Consider the following 23,088-nt stretch of genomic DNA (forward strand, 5'->3'; position numbering starts at 1 on the left):
GCGGACTTTGGTGCGCCCCACACGGACGGCGCGGACGAAACGCGGGCCTTCACCGGCGCAGCAGTGCCGCTCCCATGGCGACGGCCACCGAGAGCCAGGCGGCGAAGCCGGCCCACACCTCGACCCGCGCTATGTCGACCATGAACCCGAGGTCCCGCGTCCGGCCGTAGGTCGCGGTCGCCGCCGCGTACATGCCGAGGGGGAACACCATGCTCCACAGCGTGGGCTCGTAGCTCACCGGCGCGCCGCGCACCAGGTGCCGCCACACCGCGAAGAACAGCAGGAGCGGGATCCACCAGGTGCCGAACGCCCACAGCAGGAACGCGAGCCCGGACACCACCTGCCCGGTCGACGCCAGGACCGGCAGGTCCGCGGGCAGCGCCAGGATCTTCGCCGCGGCGAGGACGGTGATGGCGGTCGCGCCCATGTAGACCCAGTACGTCGGGCTCAGCGCGTGCGGCGTGACCGGCTCGTCCAGCAGGTGGGCGGTGACGAGGCTCGCCAGCATGAGGTACAGGACGACCCCGACGCCCCACAGCGCCACCGCCAGCGGCGCGAGGGCGTTCGCCCACCCGTGCCTCGCGCCGGCCAGCGTGGCCGCGGAGACGGCGAGCGACTGGGTCCCCACCACCCACAGGAACCAGCTCCCGTTGATCCTGGGCAGGACGGGGTCCTCCCGGTGGCCGACGATGAGGGCGCCGGGGATGCCGTAGGTGAGCACCAGCCAGATCGGGGCGCTGACCAGCGCCAGCACCGCGCTGGTGGTGACGTGGTGGTCGAGCGCCAGCCGGACGCCCACCACGTTGGGGGCGGCGACCAGCGAGAAGTACCCGAAGCCCTTGCCCGGGTCCCGGGCGTCGGCGAGGAGGCGCCGCGGGTAGGCGACCGCCCGCCAGGCGTACGCCGCCGCCAGCACGACCAGCGCGGCGGCCGCCACCGCGAGCAGCGCCGCCGACAGCGCGTCCCAGCCGAACAGCTCCAGCCCCGTCGAGACGATCCCGGTCGCCATGACCAGCGCGGCGTAACCCGGATGCAGGTCGGCGACCTGCCGGCGGACGCGGTCCATCAGGGGCGTCTCGCCCGGGCCGGTCCGCCCATCAGGTCTCGAACCGGACGCAGGTGCCGTACGCGATGTACTGGGTCTCGGTGTGGATGCGCATGACGTCGGTCGTGGTGAAGTCGGTGCGGCCCACCACGTTCGGGACGGCGAGAAGGCACACCCCGAGGACCGCGTCGGGCCGCAGGTCGGCGCTGGCGCGTTCGAGGTTGGTGAATGCGGACTCGGGGCTCGAAGCGGGCTGGCCGGCCCTGATCCCCAGCGTGGTGACCCCTTCCTGGTCGTCCGGGATGCGGTCCGTCGTGTACATCGGTGTGCTCACCGGTGGTTGATTCCCCGCCGCGGCCGTGCCCGCCGCCGATCCACCGATCCTTTCCGCTGTTTTGCGGCGTCTTGGGAAATCCCATTTGCCCTGTATGTGCGATTCGTGGGAGGTCTGGGTAGGCCCCGGGGATGGCGGAGGTGGATCTGGCCACGGTGTTCGACGCGGAGCCGGTCGCGTGCGCGGTGATCTCGCCCGACCTGGAGTTCGTCGCGGTGAACCAGGCCTACGAGCGGCTGGCCGGGCCGCGCGAGCAGCTGATCGGCCGCCGCGTCTTCGACGTCCTGCCCGGCGGCACGGACGGCGAGAACGCCGCGCACTGGCGGTCCGCCCTGGAGTGGGTGCTCGCGGAAGCGCAGCCGTACGTCATGCCGTGGGGGCGGTACGACGCGCAGGTGCCCGGCCGTCCGGGCGTGTACGAGAAGCGCTACTGGAGCACGGTGAACGCCCCGCTGCTGGACGCCGACGGCCGGGTGGCGCTCATCATCCACCGGATCGAGGACATCACCGCGTTCATCGAGCAGCTCCGCGACGAGCGGCCGCAGGGCGTCGAGGTGCCCGTCGACCTGCTGCGGGTGGAGGTCGAGCTGTACGTCCGCTCGCGGGAGCTGCAGAGCGTCAACCACCGGCTCCGGCAGGCGCAGCGGGAGGAGCGGCAGGCCTCGGCCGAGCTGCGGGAGACCGTGCGGCGGCAGCGGCAGGAGGTCGCCGACGCCTCCCACGACCTGCGCAGCCCCCTCACGGGGCTGCAGATGCGCCTGGAGTCGGCGCTCGCCGAACCCGACGTCGACTCGCGGGAGGTTCTGCACGCGGCGCTGCAGGACGCCGAGCGGCTCAGCGACATCGTCTCCGACCTGCTCGAACTCGCGCGCCTCGACTCCGGTGCCCCCGCCGCGACCGAACCGGTGGAGCTGTGCGACCTCGTGCGCGACGCCCTGGCCCGCCACACCTGCGCGCTCGCGCTGCACACCAGCCTGGAACCGCCCGCCGTGGTGGACGGCTCCCGCACGGGCCTGCTCCGTCTCCTCGCCAACCTGCTGGCCAACGCCGAGCGCCACGCCCGCAGCCGGGTCGAGGTGTCGGTGGCCTGCGACGGCGGCGAAGCGGTCCTGCAGGTGGCCGACGACGGGCCCGGCATCCCGCCGGACGAGCGCCAGGCGGTCTTCCGCCGCTTCTACCGGAGGGCGGACGCGCGGCGCGCCGACCCGAACGGGACCGGCCTCGGCCTGGCGATCGCGTTGCAGACGGCGAAGGCCCACCACGGCACGCTGCAGATCGCGGACCGGCCGAGCGGCACCTGCATGGTCCTGCGCATCCCGCTCCAGCCGGCCGCCTGAGCGCGTGCGGCGGGCCGGACGGCCGGCCCGCCGCACGCGGCGAGCCCTAGCAGTGGTGGACGCGGCCCTTGATGATCCTGATGTAGCGGCTCGACACCCATTCCGGCGTGCTGATGCCCAGCCGGTACCAGGTGCGGACGCCCCGGACGGGCTGGCCCCACGTCCAGCACTTGATGTCGACGATCTGCCCCGGGTGCAGTGAGCCCAGGCGCTGGGAGCGGGTGGTGGGCCTGCTCCGGATCGCGAGCCGCGAGCGGGACGTCACCCGTCCCTTGGGGTAGGCGTTGGCGAGCTGCGCCGTGGCGGCGACCTGTGCGGGGCCTGCCTGGCCCGTGTCCGCCGTTGCGGCCGGCACGGTCGCGACGCCGGTGCCCATGATGCCCGCCATGGCGGCAATCGCCGCTTTATGTTGAATTTTCACGGAATTCTCCTGATTGACCCTGATTGACGCGGAATCGTCGCTGCGGCCGGAGGGTCGGCCGCGGGGGCGCGACGATGTCACCTCCCGCTTTTTAACCGTTTCAATCCGCGCGGACGCGCCGCCGGACGGCCGTTGCGGCGAACGGCGGGCGCCGAGCGCCGAACGGTCGGCGGCACCCGATCCCGCCGCGTGTAGATCGTTATTTTCGCAGGTCAGTGCGTATCTGTACGCCGACGGGCGGCCCGCCCGGCTATGTTCGCAAAAAGGGATGAAGTCGACGCGAGACGGAGTGGTGACGATGGCTGGAACGAGCCCTCCCGACACTGACACCACCGGCAAGCGCGAATCCGCCCGGAACGCCGCGGACGGCCTTCCCGTCGACCAGCTCAAGGAGGCCGGCCAGGAGTTCGTCCAGGCGCTGATGGTGAAGGCCCTCAAGAGCGCCAGCGGCACGGTGAAGCACATGACCGAGCGGCTCGGCGGTCCCGCCGGGGACGGCGGCGGCAGCGGTGACGGCGGTGGCGGCGACAGCGGCGGCACCGGGGCGAAGATGGTCGCCGCGGGCGCCGAGAGCCTCCAGGAAGGCAAGTCCCCGCTCAAGGCGGGCCTCAAGGCGGGCATGACGGGCGCCAAGGAGACGGCCAAGAAGGCCGTCGGAGCCGGGGACGGCGGCAAGGGCGGCGGCGAGGACGAGGCCAAGGTCATCAACATCGTCGAGAAGTTCGACGTGGGGCTGCCGCGGCGGGTGGCCTACGACCAGTGGACGCAGTTCGCCGAGTTCCCCAGCATGACCAGCAAGGTCGAGAAGGTCGAGCAGGAGTCCGACGAGAAGCTCAACTGGCGCGCCAAGATCTTCCTGTCCCATCGCGACTGGAAGTCGACGATCGTCGAGCAGGTGCCCGACGAGCGGATCCTCTGGAAGTCGGAGGGGCCGAAGGGCTACGTCGACGGCGCGGTCACGTTCCACGAACTGTCCCCCGACCTGACCCGGATCCTGCTGGTCGCCGAGTACCACCCCGACGGCTTCCTGGAGAAGACCGCGAACCTGTGGCGCGCCCAGGGCCGCCGGCTCCGCCTCGACTTCAAGCACATCGAGCGCCACATGATGACGCGGACGCTGCTGGAGCGGGACGACATCGAGGGCTGGCGCGGCGAGATCCGCGACGGCGAGGTCGTCAGGACGCACGAGGACGCGGTCAAGGAAGAGAAGCAGGCGGCCGAGGGCTGACCCGCCCGCCCCGATCCCCGGCTTGGAGGAGCGATGGCCGAGAACGGCGACGGCACGAACCGCGAGCACGACGACCGGAGCGAGTCCGGCGAGGTCGAGGAGAGGACCGGGCGCGACCGCGACGACCGGAGGGGCTCCGGCGAGCTCGAGGAGAAGACCGGGCGGATCGTCCCGCCGGAGGCGGAACGCCCGTCCGCCGAGGGGCCGGACGTCCACCTCAACGTCCCGGAGCTGAAGGTCGACGAGATCTCGCTGGAGGTCAACGACCTGGAGGCGCACGTCTCGCTGGTCGCCGAGGTGCTCGACCTGCTCAAGCTGAACGTCGGCGCGGACGTGGGCCTCGGCCGGGTCAAGCTGGAGATCAAGGGCGTCGCGGCGCAGGCGCTGCTGCAGGTCCGGCTCGACAACGTGGCCGAGATCGTCGACCGGGTGCTGACCACCCTCGACCGGAACCCGGAGATCCTCCAGCACCTGGGACGCGGCCTGGAGTCCCTCGCGCGCGACGTCGGGTCCGGCACCGGCGAGGCGGTAGGCGAGGTCGGCCACGGCGCCCGGGGCGCCGTCGAGGACGTCGGGAAGGGCGCCGGACGCGCCGTCGAGGACGTCGGCGAGGGGGCCGGTGGCGCGGTCGACAAGGTCGGCGAGGGCGCCGGTGGTGCGGTCAAGGACGTCGGGAAGGGCGCCGGCGGTGCCGTCGAGGACGTGGGCAAGGGCACCGGACGCGCGGTCGAGGACGTCGGCGAAGGGGCCGGTGGCGCGGTCAAGGACGTGGGCAAGGGCACCGGCGGCGCGGTCGACAAGGTCGGCGAGGGCGCCGGCGGTGCGGTGAAGGACGTCGGCAAGGGCACGGGCGGTGCCGTCGACAAGGTCGGCGAGGGAGCGGGCGACGCCGCCGGCAGCGTCGGCGAGGGGGCCGGTGCCGCGGCCGAGAACGCGGGCAAGGGCGCGGGGAAGGCCGCCGAAGGAGCCGGCAAGGCCGCCGAGGGCGCGGGGAACGCGACCGCCGGCGCGGCGGGCACCGCCGACGACGCGGGGAGCAGCGGCGAAGACACCGAGAACACCGGCGAGGGGTCGGAGAACACCGGCGAGCACCCCGGCGAGGACGCCGCGCCGTCCGGCTCCGGCGACGGGTCGTCCGACCGGCGCCGCTCCGAAGAGCCCGCCCAGGACGCAGAGGACGGCAAGGACGCCGAGGACAGCGAGGGCGGCGAGGAGAGCGAGGACGGCAAGGACAGCGGGGAGGGCGCCAGCGACCTGCAGAGCGCGTTGCACGAGACGGAGGACTCCGTCCGCGAACTCGGTCGCGCCCTGCTCCGGATGGTCACCAGGTAGCCCGCCCGGTCAGCTCCCCGTGATGCGGCGGACAGCGTCCGCGTACCGGCGGACGGCCTGCGCCGGAAGCCGCCCGCCGGGGAGCTCGACCACGAACGCGCTCCGTCCGACGACCGTGTTCTCCCAGCCCGTGGCGCTTCCTGGGTAGACGGTAAGCGCGCGCAGCGGGAGGCCGACGTCGCGGGCGAAACGGTGCTGGACATCGCTCGGCCCCTGGGAGTCGTCGACCACCGCCAGATGCTGGTGGAACCAGATCGCCACGGTCGGCCGCACGCGACGGACGAGGCGCGCAGCCGCCGCCGACTCCGGCTCCGAGAGCGGCGCCGCACCGGAGTAGTGGGCCGATCCCGGGGCGTCGATCCGGCGCCAGCCTGCCGGGAAGTTGCGGTTGAGGTCCACGCCGTGCGCGTTGCCACGCGTCCGGGCCGCCATCCCGTCCGGGTTGAGCACGGGCACGACCCACAGGTCCGCGTGCGCCGGGCCCGGTCCGGCGGCCAGTGCGTCCGCCACCGCCACTCCGGCCGGCTCGTCGCCGTGCACGCAGCCGACGACGAGCACCCGCCGCGCCGCGTGCGGGTTCCCCAGCTCGACCGCCGAGATCGGACGTCCCTGGACGGACCTGCCCAGCACCACCGTCCGGTGGATCGAACCGCCGGCCGACGAGCCGCCGGCGTCCCCGCATGCGGCCAGCAAGACCGCCACGGCACCGAGAAGCGCACCGCGCCCGCGCAGGCCCGCCGCCCACCGCCCCACCACGCCCCCCCGATGCGCGCCATCCAGCCGGTCCCGGGGGAGTGACGGTCCAATGCCCCCTCAGCCGCCGCTGATTCACCGGGCGGCGGTGCTGCCGGACGGAGGACGGCGGGCCCGTGCTCCCGGTGGCCGGGAATGTCGGGCGCGGTGTCGGGCGGGCGCGGCTAGCGTTGCGCGATCCACTCTGAGAGGGGCTCGACATGGCGGAGGACGCAGGGCGCCGTTCCCTGGAGCAGCGGGTGGCCGACCTGGAGCGGATCGAGGCGATCAAGGCCCTCAAGCACCGGTACTGGAGCGCGTGCGACGCGAAGGACCCCGTGGCGTTCCGGGAGAGCTTCACCAAGGGGCCCGCGTCGATCGACTACGGTTCGCTCGGCACGTTCGAGGACGCCGACGCGCTCACGCGGGTGTTCAGCGAGATCGCGCTGCGGAAGGTCGACGGCGAGTACGCGGTGCTGGACATGCACCACGGCTTCCACCCCGTCATCACCGTGCTGGACGACTCCGCGGCGACAGGCACCTGGTCTCTGCGCTTCCGGCAGCTGAACCGGGTCGACAACACCGAACTGCTCATGGCCGCGGAGTACGACGACGAGTACGTGGTCGAGGGCGGGCGGTGGAAGATGGTGAAGTCGCACGTCCGGACGCTGTGGACGGTGCTGCGCCCGCTGCCCGAGGGCACCGTGGTGAACCAGGTGATGGGGCACTAGGCCCCGCTCGGGGCCGGGTTCGTGGAGAGCGCCCAGAAGGCGGCGTAGCGGCCGCCGCGGCGCAGCAACTCGTCATGGGCGCCCTCATCCGCGATCCGGCCGCCGTCCAGGAAGACGACGCGGTCGGCGCGGCGGACGGTCCGCATCCGGTGCGCCACCATCACCACCGTCCGGCCCGCGACGAGGCGTTCGATGCCGTCGTGGACGGCCGCCTCGTTCACCGGGTCCAGCGCGGACGTCACCTCGTCCAGCAGCACGATGGGCGCGTCCTTCAGCAGCGCCCGCGCGATCGACACGCGCTGGCGCTCGCCGCCCGACAGCAGCTCGCCGCCCTCGCCGACGTTCGCGGCCCAGCCGCCGGGCAGCCGCTCGACCACCTCGTCCAGCCGCGCCGCGCTCGCCGCCGCCCGCACCTCCGCGTCGCTCGCGTCCGGGCGGCCGAGGCGGACGTTCTCCTCGATCGTGCCGTCGAAGAGGTGGACGTCCTGGAACACGACGGCGATCCGGGCCATCAGCGCCTCGGTGCCGATGTCGCGGACGTCCGCGCCGCCGACGCGGACCGCGCCCGCGTCCACGTCGTAGAACCGCGCGATCAGATTCAGCAGGGTGCTCTTGCCCGCGCCCGACGGCCCGACCACGGCGAGCCGCCGTCCTTCCGGCACCGACAGCGACACATCGTCGATGACCGTCCGGTCGCCGTGCCGGAACGTGACGGACGCGAACTCCAGGCCGCCGTGCTCCGGCCGGACCGGGTCGCGGGGCTCCGGCAGCGGTTCGGTGCGCAGCACCGCGTCGAGGCGGGCCAGTTCGGACCGCGCGCCGCGCAGCCGGCCGCCGAGCTCCGACAGCGACAGCAGCGGGTCCGCGCAGCGGGCGGCGAGCACCAGGACCGCCAGGACGTCCGCCGCGCCGATGTCCCCGCCGAGCGCGAGGTAGGCGCCCAGGGCCAGCAGGACGGTGAAGAACGCCTGCACCGTGAGCGTCAGCCCGAGGATGCCGGGCAGCGCCGACAGCGTGGACCGCCGGGACGCGCGCTGGAGCCCGCGGAGCGAGTCGTCGAGCATCCCGAAGCGTTCGGCGGTCCGTCCGCCGGCCCGCAGCACCGGCTGGGCCTGCAGATACTCGACGACCCGCGCGGCGGCCTCGTGGTCGCGGTCGGCGCGCTCGGCGTCGGCGGCGGCCATCGCGCGTCCGGCCCGGACCTGGACCGCCGCCACGACCGGCGCGGCGAGCAGCGCGGCCAGGCCCATCCGCCAGTCGAAGGCGGACATCACGGCGACGATCGTCAGCGGCGTCACGCAGGCCGACACGAGCGGCGCCAGCAGGTGCGCGATCACGCTCATCGCCTGCAGGAGGCCGCGGCCGGCCAGGACGGACACCTCGCCGACGCGGCGCGGCCCGTACCAGCCGACGGGCAGCCGGGCCAGATGGTCGCCGAGCCGGTCGTACATGCCGTGCAGCAGCGTGGTCCCGACCCGGAAGCCCGACAGGTCGCTGACGTACCGCAGCACCCCGTACACCGCGACCGCGGCCCCGAACGCGATCAGCCAGGGCCGGGCGTCGCCGGGCGCGTCGCCGAAGAGCGCCCGGAGGACGGGGACCAGCAGCGCGTAGGACAGGCCCTCGAACACGGCGGTCGCCGTCATCAGCGCCACGGTGCGGCGCACCGGACGCGCGTACCGAGGGCCCAGCACGCGGAACAGCATCGGAATCATCACAGGTCGTCTCCTCGCGGGGCGCCGGGCCGGGCCGCGGTCTCGCCGTCGGCGGCCGCCAGGTGGGTGCGCCAGAACGCGGCGAACCTCCCGTCCCGCGCCAGCAACTCGGCGGGGGCGCCGCGCTCGGCGACCGCCCCGTCCTCCAGCATCACGATGGTGTCGGCGTCGGCGATCGTCTCCAGCCGGTGCGCGATGACGAGGACCGTCCGGTCGCCTCCCGGTGCCGTCAGGGCCCGCCGCACGGCCAGTTCGGTCTGCGGGTCGGCGAACGCGGTCGCCTCGTCGAGGACCAGGACGGGGGTGTCGGCGAGCAGCGCGCGGGCGATCGCGATCCGCTGCGCCTCGCCGCCCGACAGGCCGGCCTCCTCGCCGATCACCGTGTCGTAGCCGCGCGGCAACTCGAGGACGCGGTCGTGGACGTTCGCCCGCCGGGCGGCGCGGACGATGTCGTCCCTGCCCGCGTCCGGTACGGCGAGCGCGATGTTGTCGGCGACCGACGCGCGCAGCAGGCGCACGTCCTGGAAGACGAACGAGACCGTCCGGTAGAGGTCGCGTGCGGCGATGTCGCGCAGGTCGGCGCCGCCGAGCGCGACCGTGCCCCGGGTCGGGTCGAAGAACCGTGGCAGCAGCCGGACCAGCGTCGACTTCCCGCTGCCGGACGGCCCGACGACCGCGGTGACCGTGCCCGGTTCCAGCACCAGGTCGATGCCGCGCAGCACCTCGCGGTCGGGCCGGTAGCCGAAGCGGACGTCCCGCAACTCCACCCGGTGCCCTCGCGGCGCGACCGGGTTCGCGGGCTCGGGCAGCGGCGGCACCGCGAGCACCTCCCGGATCCGGCCGACCGCGCGACGGGCGCCCTGCAGGTCGTCGAAGCCGTGGAAGAGAGCGCCGACCGGAGCGGTCAGGGCCAGCCCGAGCAGCAGGAAGGGGAGCAGGTCCGCCGGCGCCATGTGGCCGCCGGTGATCAGGACCGCGCCGCCGGTCAGCACGGCGAGCAGCACGAACGGCGGCGACAGCACCAGCTGGATCGCGGCGGCGACGCCGGAGAGGGCGCGCACCATCCGGTAGAAGGCGGTGACGAACTCGTCCACGGCGGCGGTGAACCGCCGCAGGGCGCGGTCGCCGCCGCCGAACGCCTTGACGACCGCGATGCCCTGGACGAACTCGACGACGGAGTTCGCGATCCGGCCCATCGCCGCGTCGAACCCCCGCTGCTCGCGCAGCCGGCCCGGCGTCATCATCAGCGGGACCAGCGCCACCGCGAGCAGCACCGGGACCAGCGTGATCAGCGTGAGCCGCCAGTCGACGGCGAACAGGTAGGCCAGCGACACGAGCGGGACGACGAACGCGGAGGCGAGCTCGCCGGGGGCGTGGGCGATGAACGGGTGCACGGCGCTGACGTCGTCCCCGACGAGCTTCGCCAGCTCGCCGGTCCGGCGGCCGGACAGCCAGCCGATCGGGACGCGGCCCAGCCGCGCGGCCAGCCGCCGCCGGAACGCCAGCTGCACGCGGCCGTCGAGCAGGTGCCCGATCCCCGAGGACGCGGCCGTGCACAGCAGCCGGACGAGCAGCCCCGCCGCGCCCGCGACCACGGCCGTCCAGACGCGGCCGTGGTCGGCGGGGCCGGGCGCCAGGAGGGCGCGGCCCAGTTCGGCGACCGCCAGGAGCGGCGCCAGTCCCGCGACCGCGCCGACCACCTGGAGGACGACGACCGCGGCGAAGCTCCGGACGTGCGGGCGCAGCAGCCCGGCGGAGCCCGGGTCCGCCGCGGCACCGGCCTCGGACGTCGGCGCGGGCCGCGCCTCGGCGACGCCGGTGACGGTCATCGGCGCGCCTCCAGCCGGCTGCCCTGCGGCAGGGTGACGGCCATGATGCTGCTGGGGACGTCCAGCGCGATGCGGTGCCACCGCCCGCGCGGGACGATCGCGGCGGTCCCGGCGGGCAGCCGGACCACTTCCTCCTCCTGCCCCGGCTCCTCCGGACGCAGGTAGAGGCGGAACTTCCCGATGAGGCACGACACGACCTCCTCGGACTCGGGGTGGACCTCCCAGTGGCCGCCGTGGACGTCGGCGTCGGTCTTCGCGTGGAAGGCCGTCAGCCGCCAGCCGTCGTGGCCGGAGCACACGGTCCTCTTCTCGGCGTGGATCGTGCCGCCCTGGCGGAGGTGGAGCAGGGACGCGAACAGGTCGATCGGGGTGACGGGCATGCCGGGCCGTCCTTCCTGCGGTGAGATGCGGATGGGGGCGCCGGTCAGTCCATGGCGGCGGCCGGCTCGGGCCCGCCGGACCGTCCGGCCGGCGCGGGCGGGCCGCCGCGGCGCAGCACGGTGAGGGCGATGAGGACGGAGCCGAGCAGCAGCACCGCGCCGAGGGTGAAGCCGAGCGCGTACCCGTCGCTGAGCGACGCGCGCGTGACGGTGCCGCCGGTGCGGTCGTGCGCCGCGGTGCCGAGGGCGGCCAGCCCGAGCGAGGCGCCGATCTGGCGGACGCTGTTGAGCAGGCCGGACGCGGCGCCGGCCTCGTGCGGCGCGACGCCGGCGGTGGCGGTGGAGACGATCGGGGCGAGGCAGAGCCCGAACCCGACGCTGGCGACGATGGAGGGCCCGAGGACGTCGGTGAGGTAGGCGCCGTCGGCGTCGATCCGGCCGAACCAGGCGAACGCCGCCGCGGTCATGAGCCCGTCGGCGATCAGCAGGGTGCGGGCGGGGAGGCGGTAGCCGAGCTTGACGGCGAGGAAGGAGCCGGCGACCACGCCGAGCGCGAACGGCACGAACTCGAGCCCGGTCAGCGCGGGATCCGTCCCGAGGACCCGCTGCAGGTAGAGGGACATGAAGTAGAAGGACGACGACAGCGCCGCGCCGGTCAGCAGGTTGTAGGCGTTCGCGCCGGCGACGGAGCGGTTCGCGAGCAGCCCGAGCCGGATCAGCGGCTCCCGGGCGGTGGTCCGCTCGACGAGGACGAACGCGGCGAGCAGCGCGGCCGCGGCCGCCAGCGTCGTCACGGTCACCGCCGACGTCCAGGCGTGCCGGTCGGTGCGGACGACGCCGAACACCAGCAGGGTCATGCCCGCGGTGGCGAGGACCGCGCCGAGCACGTCGGGGCGGCCCCGGCGGGCGGGCGGCGGGTCGGCGGCGACGCCCCGCCAGGCCATGGCGAGCGCGGCGGCGGCCATCGGCACGTTCACGAACATCACCCAGCGCCAGCCGGCGTACTCGGTGAGCAGGCCGCCGATCAGGACGCCGAAGGCGCCGCCGGCGGCGTTCATCGCGCTCCAGATGCCGAAGGCGCGGACGCGGGCCCGGCCCGCGGGGAACGTGGCGGTCAGCAGCGCCAGCGCGGCCGGTGCCAGCGCGGCGGCGCCGACGCCCTGGGCGACGCGGGCGGCGACCAGGTGGCCGGGTTCCTGCGCGAGGCCGCCGAGGAGGGACGCGAGGCCGAACAGGCCGAGCCCGAGCCGCAGCACCCGCTTGCGGCCGTACCGGTCGGCGGCCTTGCCGCCCAGCAGGAGCAGCCCGCCGAACGTGAGGGCGTAGGCGTGGATCACCCAGGTCACGCCGACCGCGCCGAACCCGAGGCCGGACGCGATCCGCGGGAGCCCCACGTTCACGACCGACAGGTCCAGCGACACCATGAACTGCACGACGGCCACCGCGGCGAGCGTGAGCCCGGGCCGGGCGGCCGGTTCGGCGGCCGCCCGGGCACGGGGCGTTTTCCGGATCGTGTACATGCCGGAAATGGTGCTGTTCGTGCCGGTCGGCGGTCATCGTGCGGGGGAAGACTCCTTCGCCTGGCACCGCGGAAGCAGGCCCGGCCCGCCTACTACGCCGGGAGTAGCCGGCACTTACGCCGTCCAGCGGAGGATTTCCACGAAAACGGCCCATAACCTACCTGGATGAGGTTCCTGGACCGGAGGCGGCCGCTCGCCGAGGACGGCCTGCTCGCCGCGGCGATGGCCGTCCTGCTGACGGTCGTCATGCTCTACTCGCCGCGCGCGGGCGCGCTGGACGTCGCGGCGGGCGTCGCGGGGTCGCTCGTGCTCGTCGCCTGGCGGCGGGCGCCGCTGGTGGCGCTGCTCGGCAGCGCGGCGTTCATGCTCGTCGTCGCGGCCCGCACCCAGCCGGGCCCCGCGGCGGCCTACCCGGTCATGGTGGCGGTGTTCGCCGCGGTGCGGGCCGGTCACCGGGTCGCCGCGGCGCTGGTCAGTGCGGCGTTCCTCGGTATCGCCGTGGCGGTGAACCTGCCCGGCGCCGACGGGACCGGGGAGAACCTCCAGAGCGTCGCGCTGCTGGTCGGCTGGTTCGTGGCGGCCGGCGTCGCGGCGACCGTAATCCAGCACCGGCAGGCCTACCTGGAGGAGGCCGAGCAGCGCGCCGCCGAGGCCGAGCGCACCCGCGAGGAGGCGGCCCTCCGCCGCGCGGGGGAGGAGCGGCTCCGCATCGCCCGCGAGCTGCACGACTCCCTCACCCACAGCATCTCCGTCATCAAGGTCCAAGCCGGGGTGGCCGTCCACCTGGCGCACCGGCGCGGCGAGGACGTCCCGCCGGCGCTGCTGGCCATCCAGGAGGCCAGCGGCGACGCCATGCGCGAGCTGCGCGCCACCCTGGAGGTGCTGCGCGACTCCGACTCCGACGGCGGCGACGGCTCGGGCGGCGAGGCCGCGGCGTCCGGCCTCGACCGCCTCGACGACCTGGTCGAACGGGCCCGCTCCACCGGCCTGGACGCCACCGTCACGGTCTCCGGGACCCGCCGAGACCTGCCGTCCGAGGTGGACCGCGCCGCGTACCGGATCGTCCAGGAGGCGCTCACCAACGTCTCCCGGCACGCCGGCGGCGCGGCCGCCACGGTGTGCGTCGAGTACGCCGGCGACGCACTGGTCGTGCAGGTCGAGGACGACGGCAAGGCCGACCCGGACGCGCCGCCGGTGCCCGGCAAGGGACTGCTCGGCATGCGCGAGCGCGTCGCGGCGCTCGGCGGCCGGCTCCGCGCCGAACCCCGCGCCGAGGGCGGCTTCATCGTGCGCGCCGAGCTGCCCCTGGAGGGAGCAGCATGATCCGCGTGCTCCTCATGGACGACCAGGCGCTCATCCGCGGCGGCTTCCGCGCCCTGCTGGAGATCGAGGACGACATCGAGGTGGTCGCCGAGGCCGCCAACGGCGAGCAGGGCGTCGCGCTCGCCCGCGAGCACCGGCCCGACGTCGCCCTCGTCGACATCCAGATGCCGGTGATGGACGGCATCGAGGCGACCCGGCTGATCGCCGCCGACGAGCGGCTGGCCGGCGTCCACGTCGTCATCCTCACCAACTACGGCCTCGACGAGTACGTCTTCAACGCGCTGCGCGCCGGCGCCTGCGGCTTCATGGTCAAGGACACCGAGCCCGCCGACCTGCTGCAGGGCGTGCGGGTCGCCGCCCGGGGCGACGCGCTGCTGTCGCCCGCGATCACCCGCCGGCTGATCGCCGAGTACGTCGCGCGCCGTCCCGAGCCCGTCCCGCAGGCCCTCGACGTGCTGACCAACCGGGAGCGCGAGGTCGCCGCGCTGGTGGCCCGCGGGCTGTCCAACGACGAGATCGCCGCCCGGATGGTGATCAGCCCGACGACCGCGAAGACGCACGTCAGCCGGGCGATGACGAAGCTGCGGGCCAGGGACCGCGCCCAGCTCGTCGTGTTCGCCTACGAGTCCGGCCTCGTCACCCCCCGCCGCGCCTGACGGCGGGCGCCCGGGTCACCAGGGGATCGGGCCCTCCGCGCCGAAGAAGCCGCCGGTCGGTCCGTCCGCCCCGAGCGTGGCCAGCCGCACCAGCACCGCGGCGCCCTCCTCGACCGTGAGGACGCCGGTGTGGTCGTTGGCGTCCGTGGCGACGAAGCCGGGCGCGGCGGCGTTGACCAGGACGCCGTCCTTGCCCAGCTCGTTCGCGTACTGCACGGTCAGCGCGTTCAGCGCGCTCTTGGACGGCGAGTACGCCGCCGACGGCGGCAGCGCCGTCATCGGCCCGGCCGGGTCGCTGAAGATCGTCATCGACGCGGCGTGGCTGCTGACGTTGACGACGCGCGGCTCCGGCGACCGCCGCAGCAGCGGCAGCATGGCGTTGGTCACCGCGATCACCCCGAAGACGTTGGTCTCGAACACCGTCCGGACCATGTCGAGGTCGACGGTGCTCGGGATCTGGTCGTGGGCCTGGTCGGGCGCGACCTTCCCGGAGCCGCTGATGCCGGCGTTGTTGATCAGCACGTCGAGGCGGCCGAAGCGCTCCTCCACCTGCTCCGCCGCCGCCCGGACGGACGCCGCGTCGGTGACGTCCAGCGCGAGCGCGTGCACGTCGCCGCCCGGTTCGCGCAGCGCCGCGGCGGCCTCCTCGCCGCGCCGCGGGTCCCTGGCACCGACCAGGACCGTCATGCCCGCCGCCGCGAGCTGCGCGGCGGCCCCGCGTCCGATGCCCTTGTTCGCCCCGGTGACCAGCGCGACCTTCCGGTGTTCGCCCATGTCCCGCTCCCTGTCTCGGAAAGGGTGCGTCCTGCCCGGCACCCGTTGTCGGACCCGAGACGACACAGCCCGCCCGCCTGTGACATGCGGGGAGGAACGGGGTCAGTGTTCGTGCGCCTCTTCCAGGGACGCTCCCGCCATCCGCGCCGCGAGCACGCCGGCGAAGTTCGGGCACTCGAAGACGTTGTCGTGCGGGCAGGCCAGCCCGTGCGCGATCGCTTCGCGCGCCGCCTGCATCCGGGCGATCTGCTCGTCCAGTTCGGCGAGCTTGCCCCGCTGCAGCTCCCGCCAGTCGCCCCCGGACGTGCGGGCCCCGACGAGGGCCTTGATCTCGCGCAACGTGAAGCCGACGTCGCGCAGCAGCAGGATGAGACCGACCTGCTCCACCGCCGACGGCGGGTACCGCCGCTGCCCCGAGACCCGGGACGGCTCCGGCAGCAGGCCGACCTCCTCCCAGTAGCGCAGAGCGGAGGTGGCCACACCCGTCCGGTCCGCCACCTCGCCGATCGTCAGCCGCTCGTCCGCCATGGTGCCTCCGAGCGTACGCGAGGCCCGTGCCCCGCGATCACGAGGCGGCCTGGGCGCGGAGGCCGCGGACGAACAGGTCCAGGTGGCGGCGGGCGAGGGCCTCCTTCTCCTCGGGCGGCAGGGGACCGGGGAGCGGGCGGGCGATGCGGACCGCCATCATGCCGATGTCGGCGAACGTGACGTCCTCCGGCAGGCTGCCGGAGTCGTGCGCCGCCGCGACCAGGCCCTCCAGGAGGCGGAGGCTCTCCGCGCGCAGCGGCGCCAGTTCGGGATCGTCCTCGAGATCGACCCGGCCGAGCAGCGCCGGCAGCACCGCGGAGACGCGCAGCTCCAGCGTCCGCCGCAGGTAGCGGGCCAGCGCGTCGAACGGGTCGGCTTCTTGCTCGCAGGCGTCCCGGGCGGCCTCGACGGTGCCGGTCAGCGCGTCCAGCGCGACGGCGTGCAGCAGCGTGGCGCGGTCGGGGAAGCGGCGGTACAGCGTGCCGCTGCCGACCTCGGCGCGGCGGGCGACGTCGTCGAGCGGGACGTCGGGGCCGCGTTCGACGATCATGTCGCGCGCGGCCGCCAGGATCCGCTCCAGGTTGCGCCGCGCGTCGGCCCGCATCGGCCTGGCCATCGTCCACCTCCTCGCGTCGTAGGGACACGGTAGCAGCAAAGCGGGGAAAGTTTCCCCGCTTGCTCTTGCCGGTCCCGCGGCGGCGTGCCACAGTTAAGTGGAGAGATTTTCCCCGCTTCGTGGAGAGGAACGGTCATGACGGGCAGCAACCCCCAGGTCGGCCCCCAGCGGGGCGGCCTCGCCGCCACCGCCGCGATCGTGGTGGCGGGCGCGATCCTCACCGTGCTCGACGCGACGATCGTCAGCGTCGCGATCGGCGCCCTGGCGCGCGACCTCGCGGCGCCGCTGCCGGCCGTCCAGTGGGTGATGACCGGCTACGCGCTCGCGCTGGCCGCGGTCATCCCGCTCACCGGCTGGGCCGCCGGGCGGTTCGGCGGCAAGCGGGTGTGGATCGCGTCGCTCGCGCTCTTCACCGCCGGCTCGCTGCTGTGCGCCCTGGCCTGGTCGGCGCCCAGCCTGATCGCCTTCCGGGTCGTGCAGGGGCTCGGCGGCGGCATGGTCGCGCCGGTCGGGATGACGCTGGTGGCGCAGGCCGCCGGGCCGCGCCGGATGGGCCGGGCGATGAGCCTGGTCGGCGTCCCGATGATGCTGGGCCCCATGCTCGGCCCGGTCCTCGGCGGGCTGCTGGTCTCCGCCGCCGCCTGGCAGTGGATCTTCCTCGTCAACGTGCCGGCCGGGCTGGTCACCCTGCTGCTGTCGTGGCGGCTGCTCCAGGGCGCGCCGGGCGGACGGTCCGACCGCCTCGACGTCCCCGGCCTGCTGCTGCTCTCGTCCGGCCTGGTCGCGATCGTCTACGCGGTCTCCCGGCTGGCCGGCGACGGCGCGCTCTCCCTCGGGACGCTGGCGCCGGCGCTGTCCGGAGCCGTCCTGCTGGCGCTGTTCGCGGTGCACGCGCTGCGCGCCGGCCGGCCGCTCCTCGACCTGCGCCACCTCGCCGACCGGACGTTCGCCTCCGCAGCCGCGATCCAGGCCCTGCTCGGCGCCGTCCTGCAGGGTTCGATGCTGCTGCTGCCGCTGTACTACCAGCTCGTCCACCACGAGTCCGCGCTGGACACCGGGCTGCTGCTCGTTCCGCAGGGCGCCGGCGCCGCTCTCGCGCTGGCCGTCTCCGGACGGCTCGTGGACCGCGGCCTCGGCAAGCCGATCATCCTGACCGGGCTGCCGCTGCTGGCCGCCGGCCTCCTCGTCTACACCCAGGCGGGCGCCACCGCCGGCGCGCTCCCGGTGACCGCGGCGTTGCTGGTCATGGGGCTCGGCACCGGCTGCCTCATGGCGCCCGCCATGTCCATGGCGTACCGGCGCGTCGACCAGGCCGCGATCCCGCGCGCGACCGCGCTGCTGAACATCACGCAGCGGGTCGGCGGCGCGATCGGCACCGCGCTGTACGCCGTCGTCCTGCAGCACAACCTCGACACGACCGGGGTCGCCGCCGCGTTCGGCCGGACGTTCTGGTGGCCGCTCGGGCTCACCGCGCTCGCCGTCCTGCCGGCGCTGCTGCTGCCCCGCCACCAGGCCCCCGACCCCGCCCCCGCGCAGCCGCACGACAACGCCCCCAAGCCCGCGAACGCATGACCGGGCGCACCGCAACGGAAAGGAACAGCGCGATGAGCCGCCAGCAGATCCTCGACCTCGTCCACCGCTTCGCCGACGCCGAACTCAACGGCGACACGGCCGCCTACGAGCGGCTGCTCAGCCCCGACTTCACCGGCATCGGCCCCGTCGGGTTCGTCCTGGACGGACGGCAGTGGGCCGCCCGGCACGAGGACCTGACCAACCACGCCTTCGAGGTGCTCGACCCGCAGGTCCGCCTGTACGGGGACGCCGCGGTCGTCACCGCCGTCCAGCGGCAGCGCACCACCGCGCGCGGCCACGACGCGAGCGGCTCGTTCCGGCTGACGCTCGTCGCGGTCCGCGACGGCGACCGCTGGGCCATCGCGAACCTCCAGCTCAGCGGCCCTCTCCGGCCGCCGACGGCACCGCCGCCGTCCACCCCCGCCACCGCGGGCCCCGAGACGATCTCCCGCGACGAGCTCCGCACCGCCATCGACGCCGGAACCGCCGTCACCGTCGACGCGCTGCCGGCGCCCGCCTACGACCGCCGGCACCTCCCGTCGGCCCTCAACCTCACCGCCGAGGACGCGCCCGCGTCCGCCGGCGACGTCCTGCCCGACCGCGCCGCGCGGATCGTCGTGTACTCGACCGACACGTCCTGCACGCGGGGTCCCGACCTCGCCGCGGAGCTGAAGCGACTCGGCTACCGGAACGTCCGCCTCTACGCCGACGGCATCGAGGACTGGGTCGCGGCGGGCCTGCCGATCGAGGCCGGGGGAGGAGCGTAGGCCGCGGTCTAGGTGGACGGGTGGCGTGCCAGGAAGTCGAGGGCGAAGCCGAGGTCCATCGGGTCGGGCATCGGGTAGAGCGGACGCGCCGCCGCCAGGTCCCGGTGCATGCGGACGAACGAGGCGAAGTCCCGGGGATAGGCGCGCGCGTCGACTCCGGTGAAGGAACCGAGGGTGCGCGCCCGGGCGAGGACGTCCCGCCAGGCGGGGATCGGCGCCTGGCCCAGGGCGCGCACGCCGTTGGAGAACAGGGTCAGGCGGATCTCGTCGTAAGGCGCGGCCCCGTCCAGGTACTCCAGCAGGCGGCGGTTCGCCGGGTCGGTGTTGAACGCCAGCCAGTACGGGACGGAGCCGGTCCGCAGCGTCCACCAGGGCTCCATGAGCAGGAAGCAGGAGGCGAACAGCCGCGTGTCGGGGACGCCGCGCCGGCGGTACCAGTCGCGGTACAGGTCGGCGACGGCGGCGCTGAGCGCCTGCGGCTCCGAGAACGAGAGCCGGTGGGTGCGGAACTCGCCCAGGTCGTCCAGCAGGGCGGGGTCGAACCCCCACTCGGCCTCGGGGCTCTCGCCGTCCGGCGGCGGCGCCCGCCAGGCGCGGAACGGGGAGCCGTCCCGGGCCAGGAACCCGGCGACGCGGTCGCCTCCCTCATGGAACTCGGCCGCGCCGATGCCGCCGAACGCGCCGTGCTGGAACAGGTGGCGCTCCCCGGCGCGGGTGGTCGGCCAGCGCAGCCCGCAGTCCGACACGACGAGGGTCGCGTCCGGGGCGAGGCACTCCCGCAGGAACTCCCGGTACGCGGCGGGCAGCCGCCGGAACTTGACCCGGAAGTACGACATCCCGGCGATCATGAGCCGGTCCTGGTTCGGGTCGTGCATGTGGTGCAGGACCAGGTCCGGGCCGGCGTCGGCGAGGTCCTGGCCCGCCCGCCGCGACGCCCGCAGGCACGCGGCCGGGTCGTCGGGATGGCCGCCGCGGCGGCGGACCGGGATCAGGACGGTCTGCGGCAGCCACGGCGCGCCGACCGCCGCCGCGAGATGGATCATCGCGCCGTCCGCCGAGCCGATGAACGCGGCGGGGTAGCGCCGCCGCGGGTAGTGGGACACGATCCACTCCGCGAGGGCGTCCGAGCGGACCTCGCCGGTCCGGCCGGGCGCGACGGCCTCCGCCCAGCCGGACGCCGCGAACGCCCGCTCGGTGATCCGGCGCGGCAGCCGGTTCGCCGCCCCCAGCAGGACCGACATCGGCGCCTCCAGCGCCCCGGGAAGGATCCCGAGCAGCGGCGCGTCCCGGCCGTCCAGGAACCTCGCGAGGACGCGCAGCATCGCGGTCGCGGAGTCGAACCCGGCGACCTGCCGGCCCGGCGACGTCATCGCCCGTCCTCCCCGCCGCCCTCGGCGAGGGTCCGGATCGGCTCCGACCACGCGTCCGGGTACGGCCACACGAACGTGTGCGCCCCGGGGACCTCCAGGAACCGGCCGTCCGGCGCCGTCCGGGCCAGCTCGCGCGCCCAGCGCGCGGTGAGCAGGCGGTCCCGCCGGCCGCGCAGCACGAGGACGGGGAACGGCAGGTCGGCGAGCACGTCCTCGACATGGTCGTCGAGGTGCGCGCGGACGATGTGCCACAGCCGGCGCGGCCCGGCCCGCAGCCACTCGGGATGGTGCGAGCGGCCGAGCTCGCCGGGCTCGCGGCGGGCGTCCAGCCGCCAGTGCAGCAGCAGGCGGGGGACCGAGCGGGCGACCGGATCGACGGTCGGGCTCGCCAGCACCAGCGCGGCCGTCCGTCCTGGCCGGAGCGCGGCGGCGTGCGCGGCGACCTGGGTGCCGCTGCTGTGCCCGGCCACCACGACGGGCCCGAGCGCGGCGTCGTCCAGCCACGCCGCCATCGCCCGCCCGTACCCGGGGACGTCCAGTTCCTGCGGAGGGTCGCCGCTGCCCGCCAGGCCCGGCAGGTCCACCAGGTGCGCGCGGGTCCACTCGCCCAGTCGCGCCAGCGCCGGCATGAGGTAGTCGGACACCGCCATGCCTTGCACCACGACGACCTCGGGAACGCCCGGCACCGCACGTCCCACCGTCCGCGCCCGCATCCTGGCGCACGGCAGGCTCCGGTAGGTCACCTCGAATCGATCGGGCGCCTGCGGATGATTGATGTCCACCTTCGCCCCCTACCCGCACGCACCGCGGTCTCCCGGAATCAGCAGCGGCGCGTCCGGCCGCCCAGGGGCCCCGGGGACGAGTCGGTTTTCGCTGAGGGCGAGAGCCGCCCGGGCGGCGCCGGACGCTGCCATGATCGACGGGTCATGCCACCGACCTTCCCGGAGGGGCCATGCTCGGGGTGACGGACGACGACGTCGCGTGGGCCGACGACGGGACGCTCGGCGAGGTGTTCTGCCTGACCTTCGTCAGAGGGCTGGACGAGACCGAGGCGCTGTCGCGGCTGGGCGCCCTGCCGGACGAGCTGCGCCCGCGCACCCTCGACGAGGCCACCGAGGCGAGCGGCTCCTTCGCGGCGGGCTACCCGGACTTCGCGTTCGCTCTGGACCTGGGCGAATGGATGGTGCTGATCGAACCGGACGGCTTCCAGGGCTCGCTCACCGGGCCGCTGACGGCGCTGTCCCGGGGCACCGAGGCCGTCTCGGTCCAGCGGCACGATTACGCCGACCACGGTTTCTCCTACGCCGTCGACGGCACGCTGGTCACCGGATTCGAGCCCACCTGGCCCGACCAGCGCTGGGGCAGCGAGCCGGACCGGCTGCTCGGCCGGATGCGCGCGGTGGGCCTCGACCTGGACGCCGAGGACGACGACGACCACGTGCCGGGCGCCTACGTCCCCGCGCTCCTGCTGGCGGGACTGATCACCGGCGCCGTCCCGCACGCGGACGCCCTGGCCGGGGAGCTCCCGTCCGCCCCGGTCGAACCCTGGTTCGGCCCCGCTCCGGCCTCGCCCTCCCACGGCCCGTCCGACCCCGCGATGGTCGCGGCCCTCGACGCGGCTCCGCCACAGCTGCTCCGCGCGGTCGCCGCCCGCGAGACGATGCGCCTGGCCTCCGTCCTGGACCTGGACGGCACCCCGGGGCTCGCCGACGCGGTCGCCGCGGCCGAGCGCGGCGAACCGGTCACCGTCGCCCCCGGCTCCGACCTCGGCATGCACGTCCGGTCCTGGCTGACGCGCTCGCGTCAGGCGGGACGATCGCTCAACGACCCGTCCGCCCGCTCCAAGATGAGCGACGACGAGCGGACCGCCGCCCACATGCTGGGCTGGTTCGCGCAGGCGCTGAAGGCCGCGCTGTCGCCGGATCCGCACGCCGCCGCCCGCGCCGCGCTCCGCCCGCTCACGCAGGGGCCTCCCCTCCTCCGGGATCCCGCCGAGGAGGCCGCGATCCTGCAGACCCTCCGCGGCACCGCGACCTGACCGTGCCCGCTCAGGCCAGCGTCGAGAGCAGGCGGGCCAGGGGGACGGCCAGGTCGGGCCGGCTGGAGCGGGCGGTGTGCTCGCGGAGCCGGTCGAGGCAGTGCAGGTAGAGCGGCAGTAGTTCCCGCTGGAGCAGGTCGGCGGCCGCCGCGGTGTCGTCGATGCCGCCGGATCGCCACCGGCCGGCCGCCGTGACCAGGCCGCTGGACGGCTGCGGCGGATCGGCGTACCAGCGGGCGGCGTCGTCGTTGCGGCCGAGCAGGCCGGTCGCGGCGGTGTAGAGGAGGCGGACGGGGAACAGCACGGTCTTGGTGACGGTGCGGACGCCCTGCTCAGCGAGGCCCGCCGGGTGCTTGAGCGCGTGCACGTAGTCGGGCTCGGCGAACCGCTTCGCGGCGAAGGCGGCGCTGTCCAGAAGAAGTGCGTCCGCGTCCGGCCGCGCACAGCCGGAACGGCGGTCGGCGCCGTACAACAGGATGCCTGAGTCAAGGAGGTCGAGCCGGTCGGTCGCGGGGAACCGGCCGGCTTCGGAGCCGTCCGCCAGGCTCTCCCAGTCGCTCCAGAAGAGGGAGAGGCGTTCCGCCAGGGTGTGGTGAGGGGTGCCCGCGTAACGCTGGACCGTGTCCTGGCGGATCGCGTCGACGGCCGCCGCGGTGGCGGCGTCGGCGCGGTCGACGACGAGCGCCACGTCCACGTCGCTGACCAGGGGAGCGAACCCGCCGTGCGCGAGGCTGCCGATGGCGAAGGCCGCCGCGAGCCGCCCGTCGAGCCGTTCCCCGGCCCGGGCGAGCGCGGTCTCCACGATCTCCTGGCCGATGGGATCGGACATCTGCCGGCGCA

Annotated in this window: 23 protein-coding genes; 9 read left to right on the forward strand and 14 right to left on the reverse strand. The window is 74.8% G+C overall.

Going from position 1 to position 23,088, the window contains the following annotated elements; translation table 11 throughout:
- Positions 1-49 precede the first annotated feature (49 nt).
- Together AB0C78_RS39370 and AB0C78_RS39375 are read right to left on the reverse strand one after the other, a co-directional pair.
- On the reverse strand, positions 50-1,066 hold the full coding sequence (locus AB0C78_RS39370) for a tellurite resistance/C4-dicarboxylate transporter family protein (protein ID WP_360758410.1): 1,017 nt from the start codon (positions 1,064-1,066) through the stop codon (positions 50-52).
- 31 nt (positions 1,067-1,097) lie between these two features.
- Positions 1,098-1,379, reverse strand: a complete 282-nt coding sequence (locus AB0C78_RS39375; RefSeq protein WP_151539960.1) for a hypothetical protein — start codon at positions 1,377-1,379, stop codon at positions 1,098-1,100.
- Between the two features lie 131 nt (positions 1,380-1,510).
- Between AB0C78_RS39375 and AB0C78_RS39380 the strand changes: the two genes are divergently transcribed.
- Positions 1,511-2,716: a PAS domain-containing sensor histidine kinase gene (locus AB0C78_RS39380; RefSeq protein ID WP_360758413.1), complete on the forward strand. Its 1,206-nt coding sequence runs from the start codon at positions 1,511-1,513 to the stop codon at positions 2,714-2,716.
- A gap of 46 nt (positions 2,717-2,762) precedes the next feature.
- On the opposite strand, the gene AB0C78_RS39385 is transcribed toward AB0C78_RS39380, so the two are convergent.
- The gene (locus AB0C78_RS39385; RefSeq protein ID WP_360758415.1) at positions 2,763-3,104 is read right to left on the reverse strand and encodes a hypothetical protein; all 342 of its coding nucleotides are present in this window, start codon (positions 3,102-3,104) and stop codon (positions 2,763-2,765) included.
- A gap of 331 nt (positions 3,105-3,435) precedes the next feature.
- On the opposite strand from AB0C78_RS39385, the gene AB0C78_RS39390 reads away from it, so the two are divergent.
- Both AB0C78_RS39390 and AB0C78_RS39395 read left to right on the forward strand, forming a co-directional pair.
- Positions 3,436-4,365, forward strand: a complete 930-nt coding sequence (locus tag AB0C78_RS39390; RefSeq protein ID WP_360758417.1) for an SRPBCC family protein — start codon at positions 3,436-3,438, stop codon at positions 4,363-4,365.
- A 33-nt stretch (positions 4,366-4,398) separates the two neighbouring features.
- The gene (locus tag AB0C78_RS39395) at positions 4,399-5,697 is read left to right on the forward strand and encodes a hypothetical protein (RefSeq protein ID WP_360758419.1); all 1,299 of its coding nucleotides are present in this window, start codon (positions 4,399-4,401) and stop codon (positions 5,695-5,697) included.
- A 9-nt stretch (positions 5,698-5,706) separates the two neighbouring features.
- Here AB0C78_RS39395 and AB0C78_RS39400 read toward each other — a convergent pair whose 3' ends face one another.
- Positions 5,707-6,399, reverse strand: coding sequence for a DUF2817 domain-containing protein (locus tag AB0C78_RS39400; RefSeq protein WP_360758421.1), 693 nt, complete (start codon positions 6,397-6,399; stop codon positions 5,707-5,709).
- Between the two features lie 251 nt (positions 6,400-6,650).
- Here AB0C78_RS39400 and AB0C78_RS39405 point away from each other — a divergent pair, with 251 nt between their 5' ends.
- Positions 6,651-7,160: a nuclear transport factor 2 family protein gene (locus tag AB0C78_RS39405; RefSeq protein ID WP_360758423.1), complete on the forward strand. Its 510-nt coding sequence runs from the start codon at positions 6,651-6,653 to the stop codon at positions 7,158-7,160.
- Here the strand turns inward: AB0C78_RS39405 and AB0C78_RS39410 are convergent.
- Genes AB0C78_RS39410 through AB0C78_RS39425 form a run of 4 tightly spaced genes read right to left on the reverse strand, consistent with a single transcriptional unit; the run spans position 7,157 to position 12,604 of the window.
- Positions 7,157-8,875: an ABC transporter ATP-binding protein gene (locus AB0C78_RS39410; protein ID WP_360758472.1), complete on the reverse strand. Its 1,719-nt coding sequence runs from the start codon at positions 8,873-8,875 to the stop codon at positions 7,157-7,159. The two genes, AB0C78_RS39405 and AB0C78_RS39410, sit on opposite strands and share 4 nt — an antisense overlap.
- Positions 8,875-10,704, reverse strand: a complete 1,830-nt coding sequence (locus tag AB0C78_RS39415; RefSeq protein WP_360758425.1) for an ABC transporter ATP-binding protein — start codon at positions 10,702-10,704, stop codon at positions 8,875-8,877. The genes AB0C78_RS39410 and AB0C78_RS39415 overlap by 1 nt, the downstream gene beginning before the upstream one ends.
- Entirely contained in the window at positions 10,701-11,084 is a 384-nt protein-coding gene (locus AB0C78_RS39420) for a cupin (RefSeq protein WP_360758427.1), read from the reverse strand. Before AB0C78_RS39420 ends, AB0C78_RS39415 begins: the two co-directional genes overlap by 4 nt.
- Before the next feature lie 44 nt (positions 11,085-11,128).
- Positions 11,129-12,604, reverse strand: a complete 1,476-nt coding sequence (locus tag AB0C78_RS39425; RefSeq protein WP_360758429.1) for an MFS transporter — start codon at positions 12,602-12,604, stop codon at positions 11,129-11,131.
- A gap of 165 nt (positions 12,605-12,769) precedes the next feature.
- On the opposite strand from AB0C78_RS39425, the gene AB0C78_RS39430 reads away from it, so the two are divergent.
- Positions 12,770-13,927 carry a sensor histidine kinase gene (locus tag AB0C78_RS39430; protein ID WP_360758431.1) on the forward strand — a complete coding sequence of 386 codons (1,158 nt, stop codon included), beginning with the start codon at positions 12,770-12,772 and terminating at the stop codon, positions 13,925-13,927.
- Entirely contained in the window at positions 13,924-14,583 is a 660-nt protein-coding gene (locus AB0C78_RS39435) for a response regulator transcription factor (protein WP_360758433.1), read from the forward strand. The genes AB0C78_RS39430 and AB0C78_RS39435 overlap by 4 nt, the downstream gene beginning before the upstream one ends.
- Before the next feature lie 15 nt (positions 14,584-14,598).
- Here AB0C78_RS39435 and AB0C78_RS39440 read toward each other — a convergent pair whose 3' ends face one another.
- The 3 genes from AB0C78_RS39440 to AB0C78_RS39450 form a co-directional block, all read right to left on the reverse strand.
- The gene (locus AB0C78_RS39440; protein ID WP_360758436.1) at positions 14,599-15,357 is read right to left on the reverse strand and encodes an SDR family oxidoreductase; all 759 of its coding nucleotides are present in this window, start codon (positions 15,355-15,357) and stop codon (positions 14,599-14,601) included.
- Between the two features lie 102 nt (positions 15,358-15,459).
- Positions 15,460-15,885: a MerR family transcriptional regulator gene (locus AB0C78_RS39445; RefSeq protein WP_360758438.1), complete on the reverse strand. Its 426-nt coding sequence runs from the start codon at positions 15,883-15,885 to the stop codon at positions 15,460-15,462.
- Positions 15,886-15,922: 37 nt separating this feature from the next.
- A complete protein-coding gene (locus AB0C78_RS39450) occupies positions 15,923-16,501 on the reverse strand; it encodes a helix-turn-helix domain-containing protein (protein ID WP_360758440.1) in 579 nt (192 codons plus the stop codon).
- Between the two features lie 135 nt (positions 16,502-16,636).
- Here AB0C78_RS39450 and AB0C78_RS39455 point away from each other — a divergent pair, with 135 nt between their 5' ends.
- Both AB0C78_RS39455 and AB0C78_RS39460 read left to right on the forward strand, forming a co-directional pair.
- Entirely contained in the window at positions 16,637-18,073 is a 1,437-nt protein-coding gene (locus AB0C78_RS39455; protein ID WP_360758442.1) for an MDR family MFS transporter, read from the forward strand.
- Between the two features lie 32 nt (positions 18,074-18,105).
- Complete coding sequence (locus AB0C78_RS39460) at positions 18,106-18,840, forward strand: DUF4440 domain-containing protein (RefSeq protein WP_360758444.1); 735 nt, start codon at positions 18,106-18,108, stop codon at positions 18,838-18,840.
- An 8-nt stretch (positions 18,841-18,848) separates the two neighbouring features.
- On the opposite strand, the gene AB0C78_RS39465 is transcribed toward AB0C78_RS39460, so the two are convergent.
- Positions 18,849-20,210, reverse strand: coding sequence for a hypothetical protein (locus AB0C78_RS39465; protein WP_360758446.1), 1,362 nt, complete (start codon positions 20,208-20,210; stop codon positions 18,849-18,851).
- Positions 20,207-20,992 (reverse strand): alpha/beta hydrolase, encoded by a 786-nt coding sequence (locus AB0C78_RS39470; RefSeq protein ID WP_360758449.1) that lies wholly within the window; start codon positions 20,990-20,992, stop codon positions 20,207-20,209. The genes AB0C78_RS39465 and AB0C78_RS39470 overlap by 4 nt, the downstream gene beginning before the upstream one ends.
- Before the next feature lie 170 nt (positions 20,993-21,162).
- Between AB0C78_RS39470 and AB0C78_RS39475 the strand changes: the two genes are divergently transcribed.
- Positions 21,163-22,248, forward strand: a complete 1,086-nt coding sequence (locus AB0C78_RS39475) for a DUF6461 domain-containing protein (RefSeq protein ID WP_360758450.1) — start codon at positions 21,163-21,165, stop codon at positions 22,246-22,248.
- Between the two features lie 10 nt (positions 22,249-22,258).
- Here the strand turns inward: AB0C78_RS39475 and AB0C78_RS39480 are convergent, their stop codons facing one another.
- A complete protein-coding gene (locus AB0C78_RS39480; RefSeq protein WP_360758452.1) occupies positions 22,259-23,077 on the reverse strand; it encodes a hypothetical protein in 819 nt (272 codons plus the stop codon).
- Positions 23,078-23,088: the final 11 nt, after the last annotated feature.

Source organism: Actinomadura sp. NPDC048394 (assembly GCF_040651755.1).
In the GTDB taxonomy this organism is placed as follows: Bacteria; Actinomycetota; Actinomycetes; order Streptosporangiales; family Streptosporangiaceae; genus Spirillospora; species Spirillospora montaniterrae.